Source organism: Flavobacterium sp. TS_SC_5 (assembly GCF_056156265.1).
On sequence record NZ_CM149588.1, the window covers coordinates 2,455,679 to 2,476,413 of the forward strand.

15 protein-coding genes are annotated in these 20,735 nt (G+C 32.7%); 5 read left to right on the forward strand and 10 right to left on the reverse strand.

All coding sequences use genetic code 11. The features are described 5' to 3' along the window. Nucleotides 1-3: 3 nt before the first annotated feature. The 8 genes from AC0J6S_RS10735 to tsaD form a co-directional block, all read right to left on the reverse strand. Entirely contained in the window at nt 4-570 is a 567-nt protein-coding gene (locus AC0J6S_RS10735) for a hypothetical protein (RefSeq protein ID WP_474953806.1), read from the reverse strand. Between the two features lies 1 nt (nt 571). Then, complete coding sequence (locus AC0J6S_RS10740; RefSeq protein WP_474956350.1) at nt 572-1,753, reverse strand: THUMP-like domain-containing protein; 1,182 nt, start codon at nt 1,751-1,753, stop codon at nt 572-574. A gap of 2 nt (nt 1,754-1,755) precedes the next feature. Continuing rightward, a complete protein-coding gene (locus AC0J6S_RS10745; protein WP_474953807.1) occupies nt 1,756-2,847 on the reverse strand; it encodes an AI-2E family transporter in 1,092 nt (363 codons plus the stop codon). Nucleotides 2,848-2,923: 76 nt separating this feature from the next. Then, complete coding sequence (locus AC0J6S_RS10750; RefSeq protein ID WP_474953808.1) at nt 2,924-3,871, reverse strand: zinc metalloprotease; 948 nt, start codon at nt 3,869-3,871, stop codon at nt 2,924-2,926. A 347-nt stretch (nt 3,872-4,218) separates the two neighbouring features. Next, the gene (locus AC0J6S_RS10755; RefSeq protein ID WP_474953809.1) at nt 4,219-5,163 is read right to left on the reverse strand and encodes a zinc metalloprotease; all 945 of its coding nucleotides are present in this window, start codon (nt 5,161-5,163) and stop codon (nt 4,219-4,221) included. Between the two features lie 526 nt (nt 5,164-5,689). Beyond that, nucleotides 5,690-6,328 (reverse strand): DUF4159 domain-containing protein, encoded by a 639-nt coding sequence (locus AC0J6S_RS10760; protein ID WP_474953810.1) that lies wholly within the window; start codon nt 6,326-6,328, stop codon nt 5,690-5,692. A gap of 11 nt (nt 6,329-6,339) precedes the next feature. Beyond that, nucleotides 6,340-7,047 (reverse strand): 16S rRNA (uracil(1498)-N(3))-methyltransferase, encoded by a 708-nt coding sequence (locus AC0J6S_RS10765; protein WP_474953811.1) that lies wholly within the window; start codon nt 7,045-7,047, stop codon nt 6,340-6,342. Nucleotides 7,048-7,050: 3 nt separating this feature from the next. Further along, on the reverse strand, nt 7,051-8,073 hold the full coding sequence (gene tsaD / locus AC0J6S_RS10770) for a tRNA (adenosine(37)-N6)-threonylcarbamoyltransferase complex transferase subunit TsaD (protein ID WP_474956351.1): 1,023 nt from the start codon (nt 8,071-8,073) through the stop codon (nt 7,051-7,053). A gap of 228 nt (nt 8,074-8,301) precedes the next feature. On the opposite strand from tsaD, the gene AC0J6S_RS10775 reads away from it, so the two are divergent. The 4 genes from AC0J6S_RS10775 to AC0J6S_RS10790 all read left to right on the forward strand — a co-directional run bounded on the left by AC0J6S_RS10775 (nt 8,302) and on the right by AC0J6S_RS10790 (nt 16,138). Further along, nucleotides 8,302-12,708, forward strand: a complete 4,407-nt coding sequence (locus AC0J6S_RS10775) for a translocation/assembly module TamB domain-containing protein (RefSeq protein WP_474956352.1) — start codon at nt 8,302-8,304, stop codon at nt 12,706-12,708. A 381-nt stretch (nt 12,709-13,089) separates the two neighbouring features. Continuing rightward, nucleotides 13,090-14,076 carry a 6-phosphofructokinase gene (pfkA, locus tag AC0J6S_RS10780; protein WP_474953812.1) on the forward strand — a complete coding sequence of 329 codons (987 nt, stop codon included), beginning with the start codon at nt 13,090-13,092 and terminating at the stop codon, nt 14,074-14,076. A gap of 75 nt (nt 14,077-14,151) precedes the next feature. Next, a complete protein-coding gene (gap, locus tag AC0J6S_RS10785) occupies nt 14,152-15,156 on the forward strand; it encodes a type I glyceraldehyde-3-phosphate dehydrogenase (RefSeq protein WP_474953813.1) in 1,005 nt (334 codons plus the stop codon). A gap of 130 nt (nt 15,157-15,286) precedes the next feature. Then, on the forward strand, nt 15,287-16,138 hold the full coding sequence (locus AC0J6S_RS10790; protein WP_474953814.1) for an N-acetylglucosamine kinase: 852 nt from the start codon (nt 15,287-15,289) through the stop codon (nt 16,136-16,138). A gap of 151 nt (nt 16,139-16,289) precedes the next feature. Here the strand turns inward: AC0J6S_RS10790 and AC0J6S_RS10795 are convergent, their stop codons facing one another. Together AC0J6S_RS10795 and AC0J6S_RS10800 are read right to left on the reverse strand one after the other, a co-directional pair. After that, nucleotides 16,290-16,670 (reverse strand): RidA family protein, encoded by a 381-nt coding sequence (locus AC0J6S_RS10795; protein ID WP_474953815.1) that lies wholly within the window; start codon nt 16,668-16,670, stop codon nt 16,290-16,292. A 63-nt stretch (nt 16,671-16,733) separates the two neighbouring features. Next, the gene (locus AC0J6S_RS10800) at nt 16,734-19,481 is read right to left on the reverse strand and encodes a putative LPS assembly protein LptD (RefSeq protein WP_474953816.1); all 2,748 of its coding nucleotides are present in this window, start codon (nt 19,479-19,481) and stop codon (nt 16,734-16,736) included. A gap of 83 nt (nt 19,482-19,564) precedes the next feature. On the opposite strand from AC0J6S_RS10800, the gene AC0J6S_RS10805 reads away from it, so the two are divergent. After that, nucleotides 19,565-20,731, forward strand: a complete 1,167-nt coding sequence (locus tag AC0J6S_RS10805) for an N-acetylmuramoyl-L-alanine amidase family protein (protein ID WP_474953817.1) — start codon at nt 19,565-19,567, stop codon at nt 20,729-20,731. Nucleotides 20,732-20,735: the final 4 nt, after the last annotated feature.

Below are 20,735 nucleotides of genomic sequence, written 5' to 3' on the forward strand. Positions count from 1 at the left end.
TACTTATTCAATGCATTTTAAGTTATCAATGAAATAGGTCTCTGGATTGTAAATTTCGCTCGTTAATTCAGATTTGAACTCTTTTTTGAACACATAATCTTCGGTATCTGTTAAATATTTAATTCGCATCATGGATACAGGTGAGCTTTTTAAATCCTGAAAACTATCTTTCATAAACATGAAAATTCCGGAATTAACTCTATTGTCAAATCCTTTCTCATCACGTATCATAGTGCCGCAATTTTCTTGATCGATATGAATTAATGTGATTATTTTTCCATTGGTTAACTGCAAAAATAATTTAGAATTTTTGTCGAAACAATTCGCTTTTATAAAATCTTTACTTTTTTGAATTAATTGAACTGTTAAAGTTGGTAATCCATCTGTTAATGCCAAAGAATAAAAAATATAACTGGAATTCCCCGCAAAATTCTTTTCGCTAATCATGTATTCTTTGGTCGATTTATAACTCCCAATAGAATCATTTACATTAGCGCTGTAATCACATGGTTTTTGAGCAAATATGTTCAGACTGAAGAATAATATGGTTATTGTAATAATGTATTTCATTTTATGAAATTTTGGTGCAAATTAAAACAATTTTATGATTATTTTCATCGGTTGTGAAAAAACAATATACATTTCCACCGTCTTTTATTTTCCATTTTTTTCGAATACTTTCAACGCTGTCTGGAAAATTTCGTGTTGTGATATTTGCTTGTGTGTTTTCTAAAAAGGATTTCATTTCCAGTTTGTTGTACGGCAAAAATTTTTGAATTTCAAAAACGCGTCCTGGAAAAGATTTGATTTCAGTCGAAGTGTATAAATGAGAATGCTTATGAAGTTTATCTAAATTGTAGAGGGAACTTACGGCATCGAATCCACCAGATTTCATTATTGCACTATTGGGTTCGTAAAGATATTTTTTTGGCAAACTTAAGGTTGAAGAATTAGATTCCTCATTCAAAATAAATTCAAAAGTGTCTGATTTATCCTTTGTTATGTTTATTGTTTTTATAGTTGTATTACCACAAAAAGATTTGTGGATTTCCCATAATAACTCTTTAACTTCGTTATCAATGGCTACAATATGAATCGTTTTTATGTGTCGTAATTCAGATAATCCAGCTGAAATGTCCAATAATGGAGCAGTTTTGATTAAAATTGCCTCTGTATTTTTAAAATAAAAATCTAAATTTTCAGGTACATTAGGCAAGCAATCTTTGAGCAGAAATACTTTTCCTTTGGTATCATTCCGTCTGGATGGATCAATGTAAATCCAGTCCCATTTTTTATTTAAAAGGTGTAAAGTATCCAAACTATCACCTGAATAACAAGAAATATTTGAAACATTCAATTGCTCAAAATTATGTTTTACAACCGCTGATAATTCTAAACTGATTTCGCAATGGACGATATTTTTTATTTTTTTTGCAAAATAATAATCGTCTACACCAAAACCTCCCGTCAAATCAATTAAACTTTCACCAGAAACTATGGAAGTTTTATATTCTGCTGTTTTTTGTGATGAAGTTTGTTCTATTGATATTTTACTTGGATAAATAATATTTTCGGTTGAAAACCAATTTGGTAATTTATCTTTTGCTTTTGTTTTTGCTTCGATTTGATTCAAAATACGAATCCAATCCACGTCAGGAAATGGATTTTTTTGGAGCGCTAATTTCGAAATGCTCGCGCCAATATTCGCATTGATAAATGCTTGTATTTCGGGATTTAAAAGCATTAAATCCAACATTAAATATCTTTTGTTAATAGCATGATAATTTTGTTTTCGGGGAAAAATTCTTTACCCATTACTTTAATTATGGTGTATAAAGGAACAGCGACTATCATTCCTAATATTCCAAAAAGGAAACCGGCAATCAGAATAACAAGAAATATTTCCAGCGGATGTGAGCTTACGCTTTTGGAGAAAATAATTGGCTGAGATAAATTGTTATCAATTATTTGAACAATCCAGAAACCAATTAAAACATAAATGGTGGTAGGCAAAATTTCAGTTTGAAAATCACTTCCCAGATTGCTTAACATAGTTAGAATGGCAGCTAAAACGGATGCAATAAGCGGTCCAATATAGGGGATAATGTTCAAAACTGCACATAAAAAGGCAATGACAAGCGCGTTTGGAACTCCAAAAAGGAATAACACAATTAGGTATAAAAGGAAAACAATGAATAATTGAAGCAATAATCCAATAAAATAGCGAGATAGCAAGTGATTAATTTTTTCTAATGAATGTAATATTTGATCTTCATGGCTATTTGGAATTAGTTTTTTTGCTCCTACAATGAACATGAGTCTATCTTTTAAAAAGAAAAAAGTAATGAATAAAACAGAACCTAATGCAACGCCTAAACTACTTAGTGTACCTAGAATCGTATTTAAAAAGTTAGGTATAAAATTAAAATTTATTTTGGAGGTAATGTTTGCTTCTTGTAAAACTTGAGCAGAGTCAATTTGGTGATTGTCCAGAAAAACGGTAATTTGATTGATTAACTGAACTATGTTTTTTTCAATTTCAGCAGTGTTGAGAAGTGACAGGTTTTGTCCTTGAGATAAGATCAAAGGGACGAACATCATTATAAAACCAAAAATGATTAATATGAAAATAAACAATGTTGCTATCGTTGCAACAATATGATTGAATTTTAATCGCTTTTTAAAAAAGTCTAAAATGGGATTCCCTATTAATGTGAGTATGAACGATACAACAAGATAAATCAGTACGGATTGAATTTGATAAAAAAAGAACAATACTAGTGCACAAAAAGTTATTGTTAATAATGCTCTAAGAATTCCGTTTGAAATAGTTTTTGAAGTAATCATGTTTATATTTTAGTTTGTAAATATAAAAAAAACTCGCTAACAAGTAGCGAGTTTCGGATTCTAAAAAACTAAAAAACTACAATCTGAAACTTGCTCTTGATCCACCTGAAACAAAAACGGCAGCCATTCTTGATTTTTGACCGTTAGAGAACATATACATTCCTCTATCATCAGTATAATCCATATAGTTCATTGTCATTTCGACTGGGTTACCAGAACAAGTACTGTAATGTGGATATGCTGGAACTCCAGCATTTGCTGCATTGTGTGTAGGTGTGTCAGAAACTAAATCGCTTCCACAAGTTGCATCACCCCAAATGTGACGTAAGTTCATCCAGTGACCAACTTCATGAGTAGCTGTTCTTCCTAAGTTGAAAGGGTAAACGGCTGTGCCAGTATTTCCTAAATACTTTGAATCAATTACAACACCATCAGTAGAAGAAGACCCACCAGGAAATTGAGCATAACCTAAGATTCCACCACCAATAGTACAAGCCCAAAGGTTCATCCTAGTAGTTGGAGTAGTTGGAGCAATTCCGCCCTGAGAAGCAATTTTCATAGCGTCGTTAGTACCCCAAGAAGTTTTTGTAGTAGCTTTTCTATAAACAGCTTCTAGTACAAAAGAGATTCCTACATTCGCTTTTACACCTGAAAATAAAGAAGGAACTTGATTAAAATCGGAATTCGTTGCGTTAAAATCTTTATTTAAAACATCAATTTGTGATTGAATTTGAGCTAATGAAATATTTTCAGCTGTTGTTCTATAAAGTACGTTCACTACTACAGGAATTTGAATTTTTCCGTTTACTAAACGGCCTGTTGACATTGCTTTTTGTGTGAAAGCTTCAATTTCGTTCATTCTTAAGGCTAAAGTTGGGTCAACCTTCATTTGGGCAGCTAACACCTCTTGAGATGCGCAACCACGTTTTGTAGCTGCATCAGCTGAAGGAGTAATTTCTGTTGTGTCATTTTGACAAGAAAAAAGCATCAATAATGCTACAGCAGATAAAAGAATTTTTTTCATAATAAATTTGTTCTAAAGTAATGGTTTTGGTTAACTGTTTTTTAATTTTTACTAATAACAAACTTTCATAACATTTATTTGAAAAATAATTTTAAAAAAAAAAGAGTTAAAATTATGTGCTTAGTATCGGAACAATAAAGATTCTAGTTTTACTATTTTAGACTAAAGCAACATATTCCAGTAAATAAAATTTATGGAGATTATGTCTTCTGTATAATCATGTTAAAAAAATATAGTTATAGTCTTTTAAATTAAAAAGAGGTGACTTTTCCACTGCCCCAAATAGTGTTTAACTTTTTTGGGGAGTCTAATTTAAGGTCACCTCTTTTTATTAATTTTGAGAGAAATTATATTCCGAAACTTGCTCTTGCTCCACCTGAAACAAAAATCGCAGCCATTCTTGATTTTTGACCGTTAGAGAACATGTACATTCCTCTGTCGTCGGTATAATCCATGTAGTTCATAGACATTTCTACCGGAGTTCCAGCACAAGTACTGTAATGTGGGTAAGCAGGAACGCCATAGTTTGCTGTATTGTGTGTAGGTGTGTCAGAAACTAAATCGCTTCCACAAGTTGCATCACCCCAAATATGGCGTAAGTTCATCCAGTGCCCCACCTCGTGCGTTGCTGTTCTTCCTAAGTTAAAGGGTGCTGCAGCTGTACCTGTTCGTCCAAATGCATTGTCATCCATAACAACCCCGTCAGTTGCTGATGATCCTCCAGGGAACTGTGCATATCCAAGGATACCGCCTCCCATGTTGCATGACCACATGTTCAAGACCGTCGTTGGTGAAGTAGGCGCTATTCCTTTGCTTGCAGTTTTCATCGCATTATTAGTGGAGAAGGAAACCGTTCTGGTTGATTTTCTAACTACATTTTGGAGTACAAATGTTATTCCTACGTTTGCTGCAACATTAGAGAACAAAGCCGGAGTGCTGCTAAAATCTGCATTCGTAGCATTGAAGTCCTCATTTAATACGTCAATCTGTGATTGAATTTGTGCTAATGAAATATTTTCTGCGGCAGTTCTATATAGTACATTAACCACAACAGGAATTTCTATTTTTCCATTTACTAAACGTCCTGAGGTCATAGCTTTTTGAGTTAAAGCTTCAATTTTATTCATTCTCAAGGCTAATGTAGGATCAGCTTTCATTTGAGCAGCAAGCACTTCATGTGAAGCACAGCCGCGGCGTAATGTAGCACTCGTCTCTGGAGTAGTTTCTGTTGTGTCATTCTGACAAGAGAAAAGCATCAAAAATGCTGCAGCAGATAAAATAATTTTTTTCATAATAGATTTGTTATAAATTAATAGATTTGGTTAATTATTTCACAATTTTATAACAAATATTTCACAAAAAAAATAATTACTCAACTTTTTTATTGAATAATTTCTAACTTGTAGATATTACGGGTTTCCGTAAATTTCGATTTTTAATTTTCAATGTATTTTCTTATGTTTGAATTTACTATTCGATAAAGAATTACTTCTTTTAGTGTGTTTAATTGAATGATTTGTGACCTTCGTTATCATTTGTTCTGATAATGCGCTGATTTGCTTGAAATATAGAAATGTGCTACTTGAGCATAATTAGTATTAATCAAGATTTTTTAGGTCAATTTTGTTAACTACAGCATCACAAATAGTCTAAAGTAATGGACTGATTTTTAAAAACATAAAATATAGAAAAAGATATTTTTCTATATTTATGTTAGAGACGTTTTCAATGTAGCTTTAAAAATAAACTACAATTTGATCTTTAAAATAAAAAAAGATACTAAAGAAATTGGAATAGATAGATGGTATTAGATTGCGTTTAGTTACTGAAAATATAACTAATGATGTTTGCGCCCATTTTTAATGCTTTTTCGCGTACTGATGCAGGATCGTTGTTGACTTCCGGATCTTCCCAGCCGTCTCCTAAATCGCATTCGTAGGTATACAACAGTACAAGTTTGTTTTCTATAAAAATGCCAAATGCCTGAGGTCGTTTTCCATCGTGTTGGTGTATTTTTGGTAAGCCAGCAGGAAATGTATAAGGTTTTTGGAAAATAGGATGATTCGCTGGAATTTCAACTAAGTCATTATTGGGGAATACTTTTTTTATTTCTTTTCTTATGTATTGATCCATCCCATAATTATCGTCTACATGAAGAAATCCTCCCGCCAATAAATAATTTTTAAGATTGCTTACTTCAGCTTCATTGAAAACGATATTTCCGTGACCAGTGAGGTGTACATAAGGATATGAAAATAAATCGGGACTTCCTGGTTCAACAGTTGCCGGTTTTGTTTTTATACGGGTATTAATATTGGTGTTGCAATATTTTATCAAGTTTGGCAGTGAAGTTGGGTTAGCATACCAATCGCCACCGCCACTGTATTTTACGAGTGCAATTTCTTGCGAAAACAACGGTGTTGAAAGGATTAAAAGAAGATAAAACAGTTGCCTCATAATTAAATCAATTAGTCCTCATTAACAAATACTACACTGTGACAGGCAACAATTGCTGCAGTTTCTGTGCGTAATCTGGTGTTTCCCAATGAAACGGCAGTAAAATCATTTTCAAGTGCTAGAGCAATTTCTTTTTCGGAAAAGTCACCTTCAGGACCTATCAGCATAGTAATATTTTCATTTGGTTTCAAAACGGATTTCAATGTTTTTTTATCTGTTTCTTCACAATGCGCAATTAGTTTTACATCTTCATTTTTAAGTTTTACAAATTCCTTAAAAGTGATAGCGGGATTCAATTTAGGCAGATATAATTCATTAGATTGCTTCATCGCTGTCAATAAAATTTTATCAAAGCGTTCATTGTTTATTATTTTACGTTCGGAGTGATCGCAAATAATTGGTGTAATCTCCTGTATGCCTATTTCGGTGGCTTTCTCTAGAAACCATTCATAGCGGTCATTCATTTTAGTGGGCGCTACAGCCAGATGCAATCTGAATTTTGAAGGAGCAGCTTTCTCGAAAGAAATGATTTTAACCGTGCATTTACTGTCGGAAGCCAATGTGATTTCAGTTTTAAATAAAAATCCCAGACCATTGGTAACATATAGTAGGTCGGTATCTTTTTTGCGCAATACTTTGATGATATGTTTACTTTCTTCTTTATCGAAAGAAAAAACTTCAGTGGATTCTGTAATAGTTGGATTGTAAAATAATTGCATAATTTATAGTTGTATTCTTGCTTTAGAAACGACAGCGGAAGTTTCAAATGTTTGTGTTAAAAATTTTTGATAACCCACAATTCCAATCATGGCAGCATTATCAGTGGTGTATTCAAATTTTGGAATAAATGTTTTCCATCCGTATTTGTTCTCGGCTTCTTTCAACGTATTTCTAATTCCAGAATTAGCAGAAACGCCACCACCAATAGCAATCTGTTTTATTCCGGTTTCTTTTACGGCCAATTTCAATTTGTCCATCAAAATTTCTATAATGGTAAACTGAATCGAAGCGCAAATATCATGGAGGTTTTCATCGACGAAATTTGGATTCTCTAATTTTTTCTTTTGAATAAAATATAAAATTGCCGTTTTCAAACCAGAGAAACTAAAATCTAAACCGGGAACTTTAGGTTTTGTAAATGCAAATGCTTTTGGATTACCAAGTTGCGCATATTTATCAATCAACGGACCGCCTGGATAGGGAAGACCTAAAATTTTCGCACTTTTGTCAAAGGCTTCACCTACTGCATCGTCAGTAGTTTCGCCAATCACCGTCATGTCAAAAAAGTTATCTACTTTAATTATTTGAGTATGTCCGCCACTTATGGTCAACGCCAAAAAGGGAAAGCTAGGTTTTTCAAAACCATCTTCATCAATAAAATGAGCCAAAACATGGGCTTGCATGTGGTTTACTGCTATCAATGGAATTTGCAACGCCAGCGCCAATGATTTTGCAAAAGAACTTCCTACCAAAAGCGAACCCATAAGGCCAGGACCTTGAGTGAAAGCAATTGCGGATAGTTGTTCTTTTTGTATATTTGCCTTGCGAAGAGCAGCATCGACAACGGGAACTATATTTTGTTGATGCGCACGAGAGGCGAGTTCAGGAACTACGCCGCCGTATTGATTATGAATGAGCTGATTTGCCACAACATTTGATAGTACTTTATCGTTTTGTAAAATGGCAGCAGCAGTATCGTCACAGGAACTTTCGATAGCAAGAATAAAAACCTCAGGATTTTGCATAAAAAGGCACAAATTTTGAATTACATTTGATGGGTCAATTATAGAAAAATATTTCTTTGTCAAAAGCCAAAATTAAAGAATTTTTATCAAAGGCACCCCGTTTCCAATGGCAAAATCAAATTTTAGAACATTAAATAGTAAATAGGTATCAAAAAAGTTATAAAAATAGCGTTGCGCTTGCTGCTTGGATTAATCCTGCTTTTGTTGGTACTTGCTATTGCGGTTACTATGCCAGTTGTTCAAACGAAAATTGCACGTTATTTTACTAATAGTATCAATAAGGATTTTGGAACTAATATTACCATTGATGGTGTTGCCGTTTCGGTTTTTGGTGGGTTGAAATTTAAAAAAGTATTGATTCTGGACCACCATAAAGACACTTTAATTTACTCCGAAAGAATTTCAACCACTATTTTGGAAAGTAAGAAACTACTTAATGGTGATTTGATTTTTGATGGTTTGGATTTGCATGGTTTGCTTTTTAATCTGAGAACTTATAAAAACGAAAAAGAATCTAATCTTGATAAATTCATTAAAGCTTTTGAAACCGGGAAACCTTCCAGCAGAAAGTTTTTGCTTAAAGCAAATAAGCTTCAAATTTTTGACGGACGTTTTATCTTAACCGATGATAATAGAGACAATCCAAAAGATCTTGATTTAACAAAACTTAACGCATCCGTAACGGATTTCTTGATATTTGGTCCAGACGTGACTACTACTATAAACAAAATGTCATTTCTTGACTTTCGGGGTTTATATGTTAAAAATTTGAAATCAAAATTCACATATTCAAAGAAAAACATAAAGCTTGAAAATCTTGATTTATTGACCAAAGAATCTACGCTGGTTGGAACGGTTTTGTTGAACTATAAAATTGAAGATTTCTCCAATTTTACTGATAAAGTACTGTTTGATATCCAATTAAATTCGGCTTCCATAGCTTCAAATGATATTCGTTATTTTTATAAAGAAATTGGTAAAAACCAGCATTTTTATGCTAAAGCAAGTATTAAGGGGACGCTGAATGATCTGAAATTTAAAAACTTGAAATTAGTTGATGACCGCAAAACACAAATCAACGGAGATATCAATTTTAAAAATTTGTTTGCCAAAAAAGGTCAAAAATTCTCCATGTACGCTAAGTTTGATAAGTTAACGTCAAGTTATGGAGATTTGGTAGTTATACTCCCAAATATTTTAGGAACTAAATTACCTAGTTCCTTAAAAAAGTTAGGTCGATTTTCTGCCTCGGGAACTTCTAATGTTTCAACTACAGCAGTTGATGCTGATTTTTCTATGATTACCGCATTGGGAAAAGTAACTTCAAAATTGGCGATTCAAAATATAAATGTAATTGACAAGGCTTCTTATTTAGGGAATGTAATCTTTGATAATTTTGACATTGGAACATTATTGGATCAAAAAGATTTGGGTCGCGTTAGTTTGAATATTGATGTTGATGGAAAAGGTTTTAAACAAAAATTTTTAGATACTGCCATCAAAGGAGATATTAGTCAAATAGATTATAAAAATTACAATTATACCAATATTGTTGTCGACGGTACGCTTAAAAGTCCTTACTATAAAGGTCAAATTTCTGTTAACGACCCAAATTTGATCATGAATTTTGATGGATTATTGGACTTGAGTAAAAAAGATAGCCGTTACGATTTTCATATCAACGTTGAAAATGCAGATTTGTATAAGTTGAAGTTAATGAAAGATTCGGTTTCGGTGTTTAAAGGCGATGTTGTGGTTCAGGCTTCAGGGAATAATATCGAGAACTTTCAGGGAAATGTCTACATAAACAAAACGTCATATAAAAATGCAAAAGACACTTATAATTTTGATGATTTTGCAATAAATTCAACTTTTGACAGCAATAGAGTACGAACGATAACCGTAAATTCTCCAGATATTGTTCAGGGTGAAATTGTGGGTAAATATGAATTCAATCAATTGGAAAATTTGGTTAAAAATTCTCTTGGAAGTCTTTACACGAATTTCAAACCTAGTAAAGTCAAAAAAGGACAGTTCCTAAAGTTTAATTTTTCCATCTATAATAAGATCATCGAGATATTTTATCCTGAAATTTCAATTGGCTCCAATACTATTGTAAAAGGAAGTATTAACTCCGATAATCAGGAGTTTAAACTCAATTTTAATTCACCTCAGATTATTGCTGCGAACAATACACTTGATAATATTAGAGTTTCAGTGGATAATAAAAACCCATTGTATAATGCTTATATAGAATTAGATAGTATTAAGACGAAATATTATAAAATACGCGATTTTAGCCTGATAAATGTTACGATGAAAGATACGTTGTTCTTTCGTTCTGAATTTAAAGGTGGTCCAAAAGCGGAAGATTATTATAACCTGAATTTATACCACACCATCAATAAGGATAATAATAATGTCGTAGGAATTAGTAAATCGGAGGTTAAATTCAAGGATTATCTTTGGTTTTTAAATGAAAATGAAACACCAGACAACCAGATTGTTTTTGATAAATCATTCAAGAATTTTGATATTGATAACATCATATTATCGCATGAAGACCAATCTATTTCATTAGCTGGGGTTTTTAAGGACACTACCATTAAGGATTTGAAGTTGAGTTTTAAAGACGTTGATTTAAATCAGATTACGCCCGTCAATGAAAAGTTTGTAGTCCATGGAAATATAAATGGAGAAGTGAATTTCAAGCAGAATAACGACGTTTACCAACCGACAGCTTCTATTATTATTGACAAATTGAACGTGAATAAAACGGATTTAGGAACGTTAAATTTTGATATTGAAGGCGACGAAAGTCTGAGGAAATTCAACATCAATTCGAATTTAGAAAATGAAAATGTTGATTTATTCAAAGCGGATGGAAGTTTTGAAATAGTGAATAAAGAAACAATTTTAGATTTACAATTGAAATTTGATAAATTCAATATTGCAACTTTAAACTCTCTTGGCGGTGAAGTATTGTCTAATATACGAGGTTATATTTCAGGGAATTCAACGATTGAAGGAAATCTTAAAAAACCTAATATTAGCGGTCGTCTTTATTTAGATGCTGCTGGAATTACAATACCGTATCTGAATGTAGATTATGGTTTGAGCGATAATACGATTATTGATTTGACGGATGAAAAGTTTCTCTTTAGAAATAATACGCTGACCGACACTAAATATGGAACAAAAGGAAACTTAAACGGAAGTATTGAACATAATAATTTTACGGATTGGAAGTTAGATTTAGCCATTAATTCTAAAAGATTATTAGCATTAGATACTAAAGATAGTGAAGATGCAGCATATTATGGTACAGCGTTTATAGATGGAAAGGCAACTATTAAGGGGCCCACAAATTCCTTGTTTATAAAAGTTGAAGCTAAATCTGAGAAAGGAACTGCGGTAAAAATACCTATAAATAATGCCGAAAGTGTTAGTGATAATATCTTTATTCATTTTGTAACGGCTAAGGAAAAATACAATCTGGAAAATGGTATTGTTGAAAACAGCAGAAATTACAACGGACTAGAATTAGAATTTGATTTTGATATTACACCAGACGCCGAAGTAGAAGTGATTTTGGACCGAAATACTGGTCACGGAATGAAAGGAAAAGGTTTTGGATCGCTTTTGTTTAAAATTAATACTTTGGGAAGATTCAATATGTGGGGTGATTTCCAGGCGTATGAAGGAACCTATAATTTCAAATACGGTGGGCTTATTGATAAGAAATTTGAAGTAAAAAAAGGAGGTTCAATTACATGGGAAGGAAATCCTATGAAGGCGCAATTAAACTTGGAAGCAATCTATAAAACTTCGGCGAATCCTGCTGTTTTATTGGATAACTCCTCCTTTAATACCAAAGTTCCCGTTGAAGTAGTGATTGGGCTTCGAGGTGATTTAACTAGTCCTGAACCTGATTTTAATATTGAATTTCCAACAGTAAGTAATGTATTGAAATCGGAAATTCAATATAAATTAAACGACAAAGATGTCCGTCAGACGCAGGCGTTGTATTTACTATCTTCAGGGGGATTTTTGAGTCCGGAAGGAGTGAACCAGTCTGATTTCTCTGGAAGTTTATTTGAAACCGCTTCGAGTATTTTAGGTGGGATTATTCAATCTGATGATGAAAAATTTAAAGTTGGACTTAATTTTATTGGTGCCGACAGAAGAATAGGAAAAGAAACCGACGGAAGATTTGTTGCTACAATTTCATCTAAAATTAATGAAAGAGTGACCATCAATGGTAAACTGGGAGTTCCTTTTGGCGGAATTAATGAATCAGCAATTGTAGGCGACGTTGAAGTTTTATATCGAGTTAACCAGGACGGAACGCTTAATTTACGACTTTTTAATAAAGAAAATGACATTAATTATGTTGGTCAAGGAATTGGCTACACGCAAGGTTTAGGGGTTTCTTATGAAGTCGATTTTGATACGTTCAAAGAATTTGTCAATAAAATATTTAAAAATCTCAAATTTGAGAGTCTTTCAGCTCCGGTTTCGGAAGATCAAGATTCAAATTTATCTCCGGATTATATTAATTTTTCAAAATCAAAAAAAACGAATACTGAAAAAATCAAAAAAAATCAAGAAGGTTTGATACCTGAAGAAGACTAGTTGTCACACTTTGGACTTGGAGGCAATATCATTTTGAATTGAAAAAAAGTGACGCCTCAAACTGTTTTGCAGTAAACCAAAACGTACATACTTAAATCCACAATTTTTTTTTTAGATCCAAACAGGAAAAAACTTTATGATTTCTTGCTAATAAATTATGCAGTATATCGACTCGTTTAATAGTGAAAAAACAGACGAATTGTTAATTGTTAAATAAAAGTTAGTTATTTTTCACTTTTGTTAAATAAAATTCAATTTATTTGAGTTTCTAAAAAACTTATCAACGAAAACGTTTGAATTCATAATGCTTTACTAATTTATTAAACACACAGCCTTGAAAATGGTTTATGTTTGCTAATTTTACGCTTTAATACTTAAATAATGCCAAAAACAATAAAAAAAGTTGGCGTTCTCACCTCAGGAGGAGACTCACCAGGGATGAACGCAGCAATTCGCTCAGTTGTTCGTACTTGTGCTTATCATAACATAGAATGTATAGGAATTTATAGAGGATATCAGGGAATGATTGAAGGAGACTTCAAAGAAATGGGACCCCGAAGTGTCAACAACATTGTAAATAAAGGCGGAACGATTTTGAAATCGGCTCGATCTCTAGAATTTAAAACACCAGAAGGAAGAAAAAAAGCACATGAAAATCTTATCAAAGCCGGAATTGATGCTTTAGTGGTAATAGGTGGTGACGGAACTTTTACAGGAGGGTTGTTGTTTAATACGGAGTTTAATTTTCCTGTGATGGGAATTCCGGGAACCATTGACAATGATATTTTTGGAACGAGCCATACTTTAGGATATGATACCGCGCTGAATACTGTAGTAGATGTAATTGACAAAATTAGAGATACTGCGAGTTCTCACAACCGTTTATTCTTTGTAGAGGTAATGGGTAGAGATGCCGGTCATATTGCTTTGAATGCCGGTATTGGAGCAGGAGCAGAGGAAATTCTTATTCCAGAAGAAGATTTAGGTTTAGATCGATTATTGGAATCTTTGCAAAAAAGTAAAGCTTCAGGTAAATCATCCAGTATAGTAGTTATAGCAGAAGGAGATAAAATAGGTAAAAATGTATTCGAATTAAAAGATTATGTCGAAGCTAATTTGCCTGAATATGATGTTAGAGTTTCTGTTTTAGGTCATATGCAACGTGGTGGTTCGCCTTCGTGTTTTGATAGAGTTTTAGCCAGTAGACTAGGAGTGAAAGCTGTTGAGTCATTAATAGAAGGTAAATCAAATTATATGGTTGGATTACAAAATGATAAAGTTTCGTTGACACCTTTAGAACAAGCAATCAAAGGCAAAACAGAGATTGATAGAGAATTATTAAGAGTTTCAGACATTATGTCTACATAAGTGGTTAAAGTTTATTGTGAGGAAATTAGACTTTATATGAAGTTAATATAAAATAAACAAAAAAATTAAAGTAAAATGTCAAAAGTAAAATTAGGAATAAACGGTTTTGGAAGAATTGGAAGAATCGTTTTCAGAGAGTCTTTCAACAGAGATAACGTTGAAGTAGTAGCGATCAATGATTTATTAGATGTAGATCACTTGGCATACTTATTAAAATATGACTCAGTTCACGGACGTTTCAACGGAACTGTCGAAGTAAAAGAAGGACAACTTTTTGTGAACGGAAAAAACATTCGTATTACAGCTGAAAGAAATCCAGCAGATTTAAAATGGAATGAGGTTGATGTTGATGTAGTTGCTGAATGTACTGGTTTTTTTACTACTATTGAAACTGCAACCGAGCACATTAAAGGTGGTGCTAAAAAAGTAATTATTTCTGCTCCTTCTGCTGATGCGCCAATGTTTGTAATGGGAGTTAACCATACTGAAGCGAAAGCTACGGATATGGTTGTTTCTAATGCTTCTTGTACAACAAACTGTTTAGCTCCTTTAGCTAAAGTTATTCACGATAATTTTGAAATAGTTGAAGCTTTAATGACTACGGTTCACGCAACAACTTCAACTCAAATGACTACAGATGGTCCTTCTAAGAAAGACTGGAGAGGTGGACGTGCAGCAAACTTAAACATTATTCCATCATCAACTGGTGCTGCAAAAGCAGTTGGTAAAGTGATTCCATCATTGAACGGAAAATTAACAGGTATGTCGATGCGTGTTCCTACAGCTGACGTTTCTGTGGTAGATTTAACAGTAAAAGTGGCTAAAGAAACTTCTTATGAAGAAGTAATGGCAGTATTGAAAAAGGCTTCTGAAACTACTATGAAAGGTATTTTAGGATATACAGAAGATTTAGTAGTATCTCAGGATTTTATTTCTGATCCAAGAACCTCTATTGTTGATGTTCATGCGGGGATTGGATTGAATTCTACTTTTTTCAAAATCATCTCTTGGTATGATAATGAATACGGATATTCTAGCAAATTAATTGATTTATCTGTTCACATTGCAGGTTTAAAATAATTCTTTATATTTACAAATCCCGTTATCTTTATTTTAACGGGATTTTATTTTTTGTTACTTTTTAAGATAGATGTTTTCCGTTAAACGCAATTAAAAACAGGTAACTCCGAAACCGAAAAACCAAAAGAATATGAGATTAATAGTTGATAGTGGTTCTACAAAAGCTGATTGGATTGCAATAGATGACCATGGAAAAGTATTGTTTACAACACAAACATTAGGGTTAAATCCTGAAGTTCTTGATGCAGATGAAATTATTGAACGTTTGAATGATCGTTTTGATATTTTACAAAATAAAAAAAATGCAAGCCATTTGTTTTTTTATGGCGCCGGTTGCGGCACTGATAGAATGAAAATTACACTTTCACAAGTTTTTCAAACTTATTTTCCTAACGCTATTATTGACGTGAAAGAAGATACCTATGCAGCAGTTTATGCAACAACTCCAAAAGGAGAGAAGGCAATTGTTTCAATTTTAGGAACAGGATCAAATTGCAGTTATTTTGATGGTAAAGAATTACACCAAAAAGTACAGTCCCTAGGTTATATTGCCATGGATGATTGTAGTGGAAATGTTTTTGGTAAAGAACTAATCAGAAAGTATTATTTCAACAAAATGCCAAAAGAACTAGCAGTCGAATTTGAAAAAGAATACGATTTAGATCCAGATGCGATAAAAAGCAAATTGTACAAAGAACCAAATCCAAATGCGTACTTGGCTACTTTCGCAAAGTTTTTAATTCAACATAAAGAAACAGAATTCTGCAGAAAAATTATTTTTAAAGGAATGAAATCTTTTGTGAAAAATTATATCAAACAATATGATAATTGTAAAGAAGTTCCTGTACATTTTGTAGGTTCGATTGCTTTTTATCTAAAAGATGAATTACAAGAAACTTTTGATAAATATGAATTGCAATTAGGTAATGTTTTAAGAAGACCTATTGACGGACTTATTGCGTACCACATAGCAAATAAATAGTTTCAGCTAGAGAAATTCAGTTTTGAACTAAAAAAAATCATTGACAATTTACTTGATTAAAAGTAAATTGCCAGTGATTTTTTGATTTAATATTATTTGAAATAGTTCCAAACGGAATGTATATTGCTTAACTCAATGTTGCTATTAAATATTAAAGTATTGCAATCATTGAAATTTCAACATTTACGTTTTTTGGCAAACAAGCCACTTGAACTGTTTCTCGCGCAGGAGCTGTTGTTTCATTAAAATAAGAACCGTAGACAGTGTTTATTTTCCCAAAATCATTCATGTCCATAATGAAGATTGTTGCTTTTACAACGTTGTCAAATGTCATTTCTGCAGCTTCTAGAACTGCTTTCATGTTTTGCATCACTTGTTCGGTTTCCAATTCGATGGTTTCTGTAATCAATTCTCCTGACGCTGGATTTATCGCAATTTGACCTGAAGTATAAAGTGTATTTCCTTTAAGAACAGCTTGGTTATAAGGTCCAATTGGAGCCGGAGCATTTTCTGTTAAAATTATTTTTTTCATAAAAGTAAGCTGGTCTAAAGTTAAAAAAACGTAGTGTCAATTAGTATTTAATATGGAATAGAATTATCTGTTGATCGTACTTCTTTTATCCCATTTGATGTCGCTCAACACGCCAGATTTTATTCCAATGAAGAAACCCCAGTTGGCATTGGTACCAAACGGAGACCAGTTGAAATCCATTCTCCAACTTAATAAATCTCTTTCAAAACGAAGTTGGGTGAAAGTAACACCTTTCTGAACAAAATCGTAACCTGTAGAAACACCTGCTTTCCATTTTGGAGTAATGTCAGCATTGGCTGATATCATAATAGAATTACCAATTATTTTGTTTTCCCTATTGTTATTTCCATACGTTAATGAATAGGCAAAAGTCATGTCCCAAGGAAGTTTAGAGTTGAAAAATTCAGAAATTATATCTTCGTCGTCAGTATCTTCTTCATCTTCGAATTGGCTTCTTCTGCTGTCTCCTAAGTCAGTATTTGTTCCAAATAAATCATCTTCGCGACCACCATTTCGTTGACTTTGAACATTTTTATCTTTTTTATCGTCTTTACCTTGGCTTGAAATAGAATAGTTTAACGTCATATTAGAACTCGTCATTCTAAAAAGACTTCCCCCATTATCAATATTAAAAACATTTATTCGGTTTCCGGAATTGTCAATTGCATATGGATCTAACGTGGCTCCAAAATTAACATTCATTTTATTATCTAATAAAGTTGTCCCACCGCTAACTCGTATTGGTGAAAAAGCTAAAGAAGTTACTCCGTCTGCATCCAAATTATAGGATGTTGAAAGATTTAAGTTGTTAAGCAGCATTATTTTTTTAGGCTCTACTTTTGTACTGTCTTTATCGGTTACTTTAGCCTCAAATGTGTTGCTTAAATCAAAGCCTAAGGTATTAGCATTGTTTAAACCAGGAGCACCGTAAATTCCATTTTCAAACCGAGTATATTGTTTGTTTATTGTTCCACTAGCGTCAGATGCGTAGGTATCATAATATTTTTCGAAACTTGGAGTGTAACCATATGATATCGATGGTCTCATGACGTGTCTTATGGATTTGATTTTTTTGTCATTGCCAAAATTAAAAGTTCCATATATCGTGGTTCCAACACTCGATGAGAATGAATACGTTCTAAAAGCGTCAAATCCATTGATTGTTTTATCTACAACTTTACTTTGGTCTACATCAAAACTTCTTTCAATTGTTTTGGTATACCAAATTTCCTCATAATTTAAAGATGATGAAGCACTAAAATATTTGAATAATTTAAAATTGGTACTTAATGGAATGCTGTGTTGGAAACCGACTTTTGCATCTCTGAACATTTGCGGTTTGAAAAATAAAGAATCAGAAGTAATGATACTGTTTCTTCCATTTAAATTATATTGTAAGTTGATGTTTTTTAACAAACCTTTTCTAACTCCATCTTTTCCAACAAACGGATAAATTCGGTCAACACTTAACTGTAACGTTGGTAAAGTCATATTGATTTCCTCGGTTTGCGTATTTTGTGAATGTGTTGCAGTAAGCGACATTCTTACCTGAGGAACTGATGTAAAAGTTTTTGAATACGATATCGATGAACTCAAAGTATTGTTCAGGTTTGATCCAATATTTACCTGATTGATGGATTGCTGGAAATATTTGCTGCTTCCAAGATTCACAGATGCTGAAAAACTAGAATTCGGATTTGATTTAGAGTCTTTTGAATGTGACCATTGAATGTTATAAATGTTTTGTTTCAAATAATCCGGATAACCTCTTTCACTGTTTATTAAATTTTCAAATCGAACATTCAAGTTTCCTCTGTAATTGTATCGTTTCGCATAGCTGGATTCAAAACGCAATCCATAGCTTCCGTTGGTATAATAATCCGCCAAAACCGTTAAATCATAATTATCGCTTAGCGCAAAATAATATCCTAAATTTTGAAGTGAAAATCCTCGATTATTAGAGTCATTGTAACTGGGTAAAATCAACCCGGAAATACTAGTTTCCTTGCTCATTGGAAAAAAAGCGAAGGGTAATGCAATTGGAGTTGGTACGTTTGCGATAACCATATTGGTCAAACCGGTTACTACTTTTTTACCTGGAATAAATTTTACTTTATTCGTTTGAAAATAATATTCTGGATTGTCTATATCTTTTGAGGTGGTAAAACGAGCTCCTTTTAGAAAATAAACCGAGTCGTTCTCTTTCTTTGTTATGGCTGCTTTTATTTTAAATTCACCTTGGTCCGACCTTGAATTCCAAATTAAAGCTTTTTTTGTTTTAAAGTTAAACCGAATAGAATCGGGTTCAATTACATTTGCACCTTGCTTAAAATTTGGATATTGCGTATAAGTACCCGTTGAATCCTTGATACGTCCGGCATAAACTTCATTTTTTTCATAATCCATTACAATAATCCCAGACTTCAGTTCAACGTCCTGATAGTACAATTCTGCCTGGTCATATAAGGTTATGATTTTTTTCTTCTGATCAATTTTAGCATAATTATCGGCTTTGTATCTCACTTTACCATCTAGAAATGCTTTTTTAGGTTTTATGCTGTCGATTTTGATTGTATCGGTATCTTTTTCAACAATTAAAATAGGAGTTTTACTTTTGATAATACTTTTTTTGGTACTATCTATTTGTTTAGTAGGGGATATAGCCGTCTTTTTTTTTGTTATATCTTGAGAATATAATTTACCAGAACCTACGGATAGGAAAATTGATAATAAAACGATATTAAATAAGTTTGTATGCAAAGGTTTAAATGCTATTTTTGTAAAATTATGGCCTGTTTTTTGACATGTCAAACTTACATATTATTTTTTGTCAAAAATAGGCAAATAAATATTTTTATAGCGGTAGTCTTTTAATTAAATTAACTTATATCTTTATGCGCAAAACATATAAAATTAAAAGAATATTAACTTTTATTTTGATAATATTTTCGGTAATCGGATATAGTCAAACCAATAATTTTAAGGTGACTTTAGATGCAGGTCACGGAGCGCATGATTTTGGTGCTGTTTACGAAGGCCGGATCGAAAAAAACATTGCTTTGGCAGTAGTTTTAAAAGTTGGAAAAATATTAGCAGCTACTCCACAAATGGAGGTGAATTACACCCGAAAAACAGATGTATTTATTGATTTGATTGAAAGAGCTAACATTGCCAATAGATTTAATGCTACTATTTTTGTCTCCATTCATTGTAACGCTAATAGAAACACTGCTGCTGACGGTACCGAAACCTACGTAATGGGTTTGAGTAAAGTGGCATCAAATTTAGAAGCGGCCGAAAAAGAGAACTCCGTAATTACTTTAGAGAAAGATTATAAACAAAAATATGAAGGATTTGATCCTAACTCTCCGGAAACGATGATTGGAATGACGCTGATGCAGGAAGAATATTTGGATAACAGTATCTCGCTCGCCAGTAAAGTAGAAGACGCTTTTGAAGATCTAGGAAAAAAAATAAGAGGAGGCGGAGTGAAACAAGCACCTTTTATGGTGCTTCATAAAGCATACATGCCACGCGTGTTGATAGAAATGGGTTTTATATCTAATACAATCGAAGGAAATAGATTAAATTCTGAAGAAGGACAGGATGAAATTGCCAAAGCTATTGCAGATGCGATTATTAGCTATAAAAAGGAATATTATGGTAGTGGTGAAATTGAAATTTTTGAAGAAAGACCTTCGCAAAAAATTAATGAAAAACCAATAAGAGATACGATTACCCCAACAAAACCAAAGACTATTTCTCAAACGGTGGAGTCAACGCAAACTAAAAAGGGGGTTGATAATTCTAAACCAATATTCAAAGTACAACTTTCGGCAAGCATTAAAAGAGTAGAATTAATTCCTAGAAATTTCAATGGGTTGAAAAATATTTCTGTAGCCTATGAAAATAGAGTTTATAAATATATGTACGGAGAAACTGCTGATTATGACGAAGCAAAAAAACAATTAAGCGAAGCAAAGGATAAAGGTTATAATACTGCTTTTTTGATAGCTTTCAAAAACGGAGAAAAAATTAACATTCAGGATGCTTTAAAATAATAGC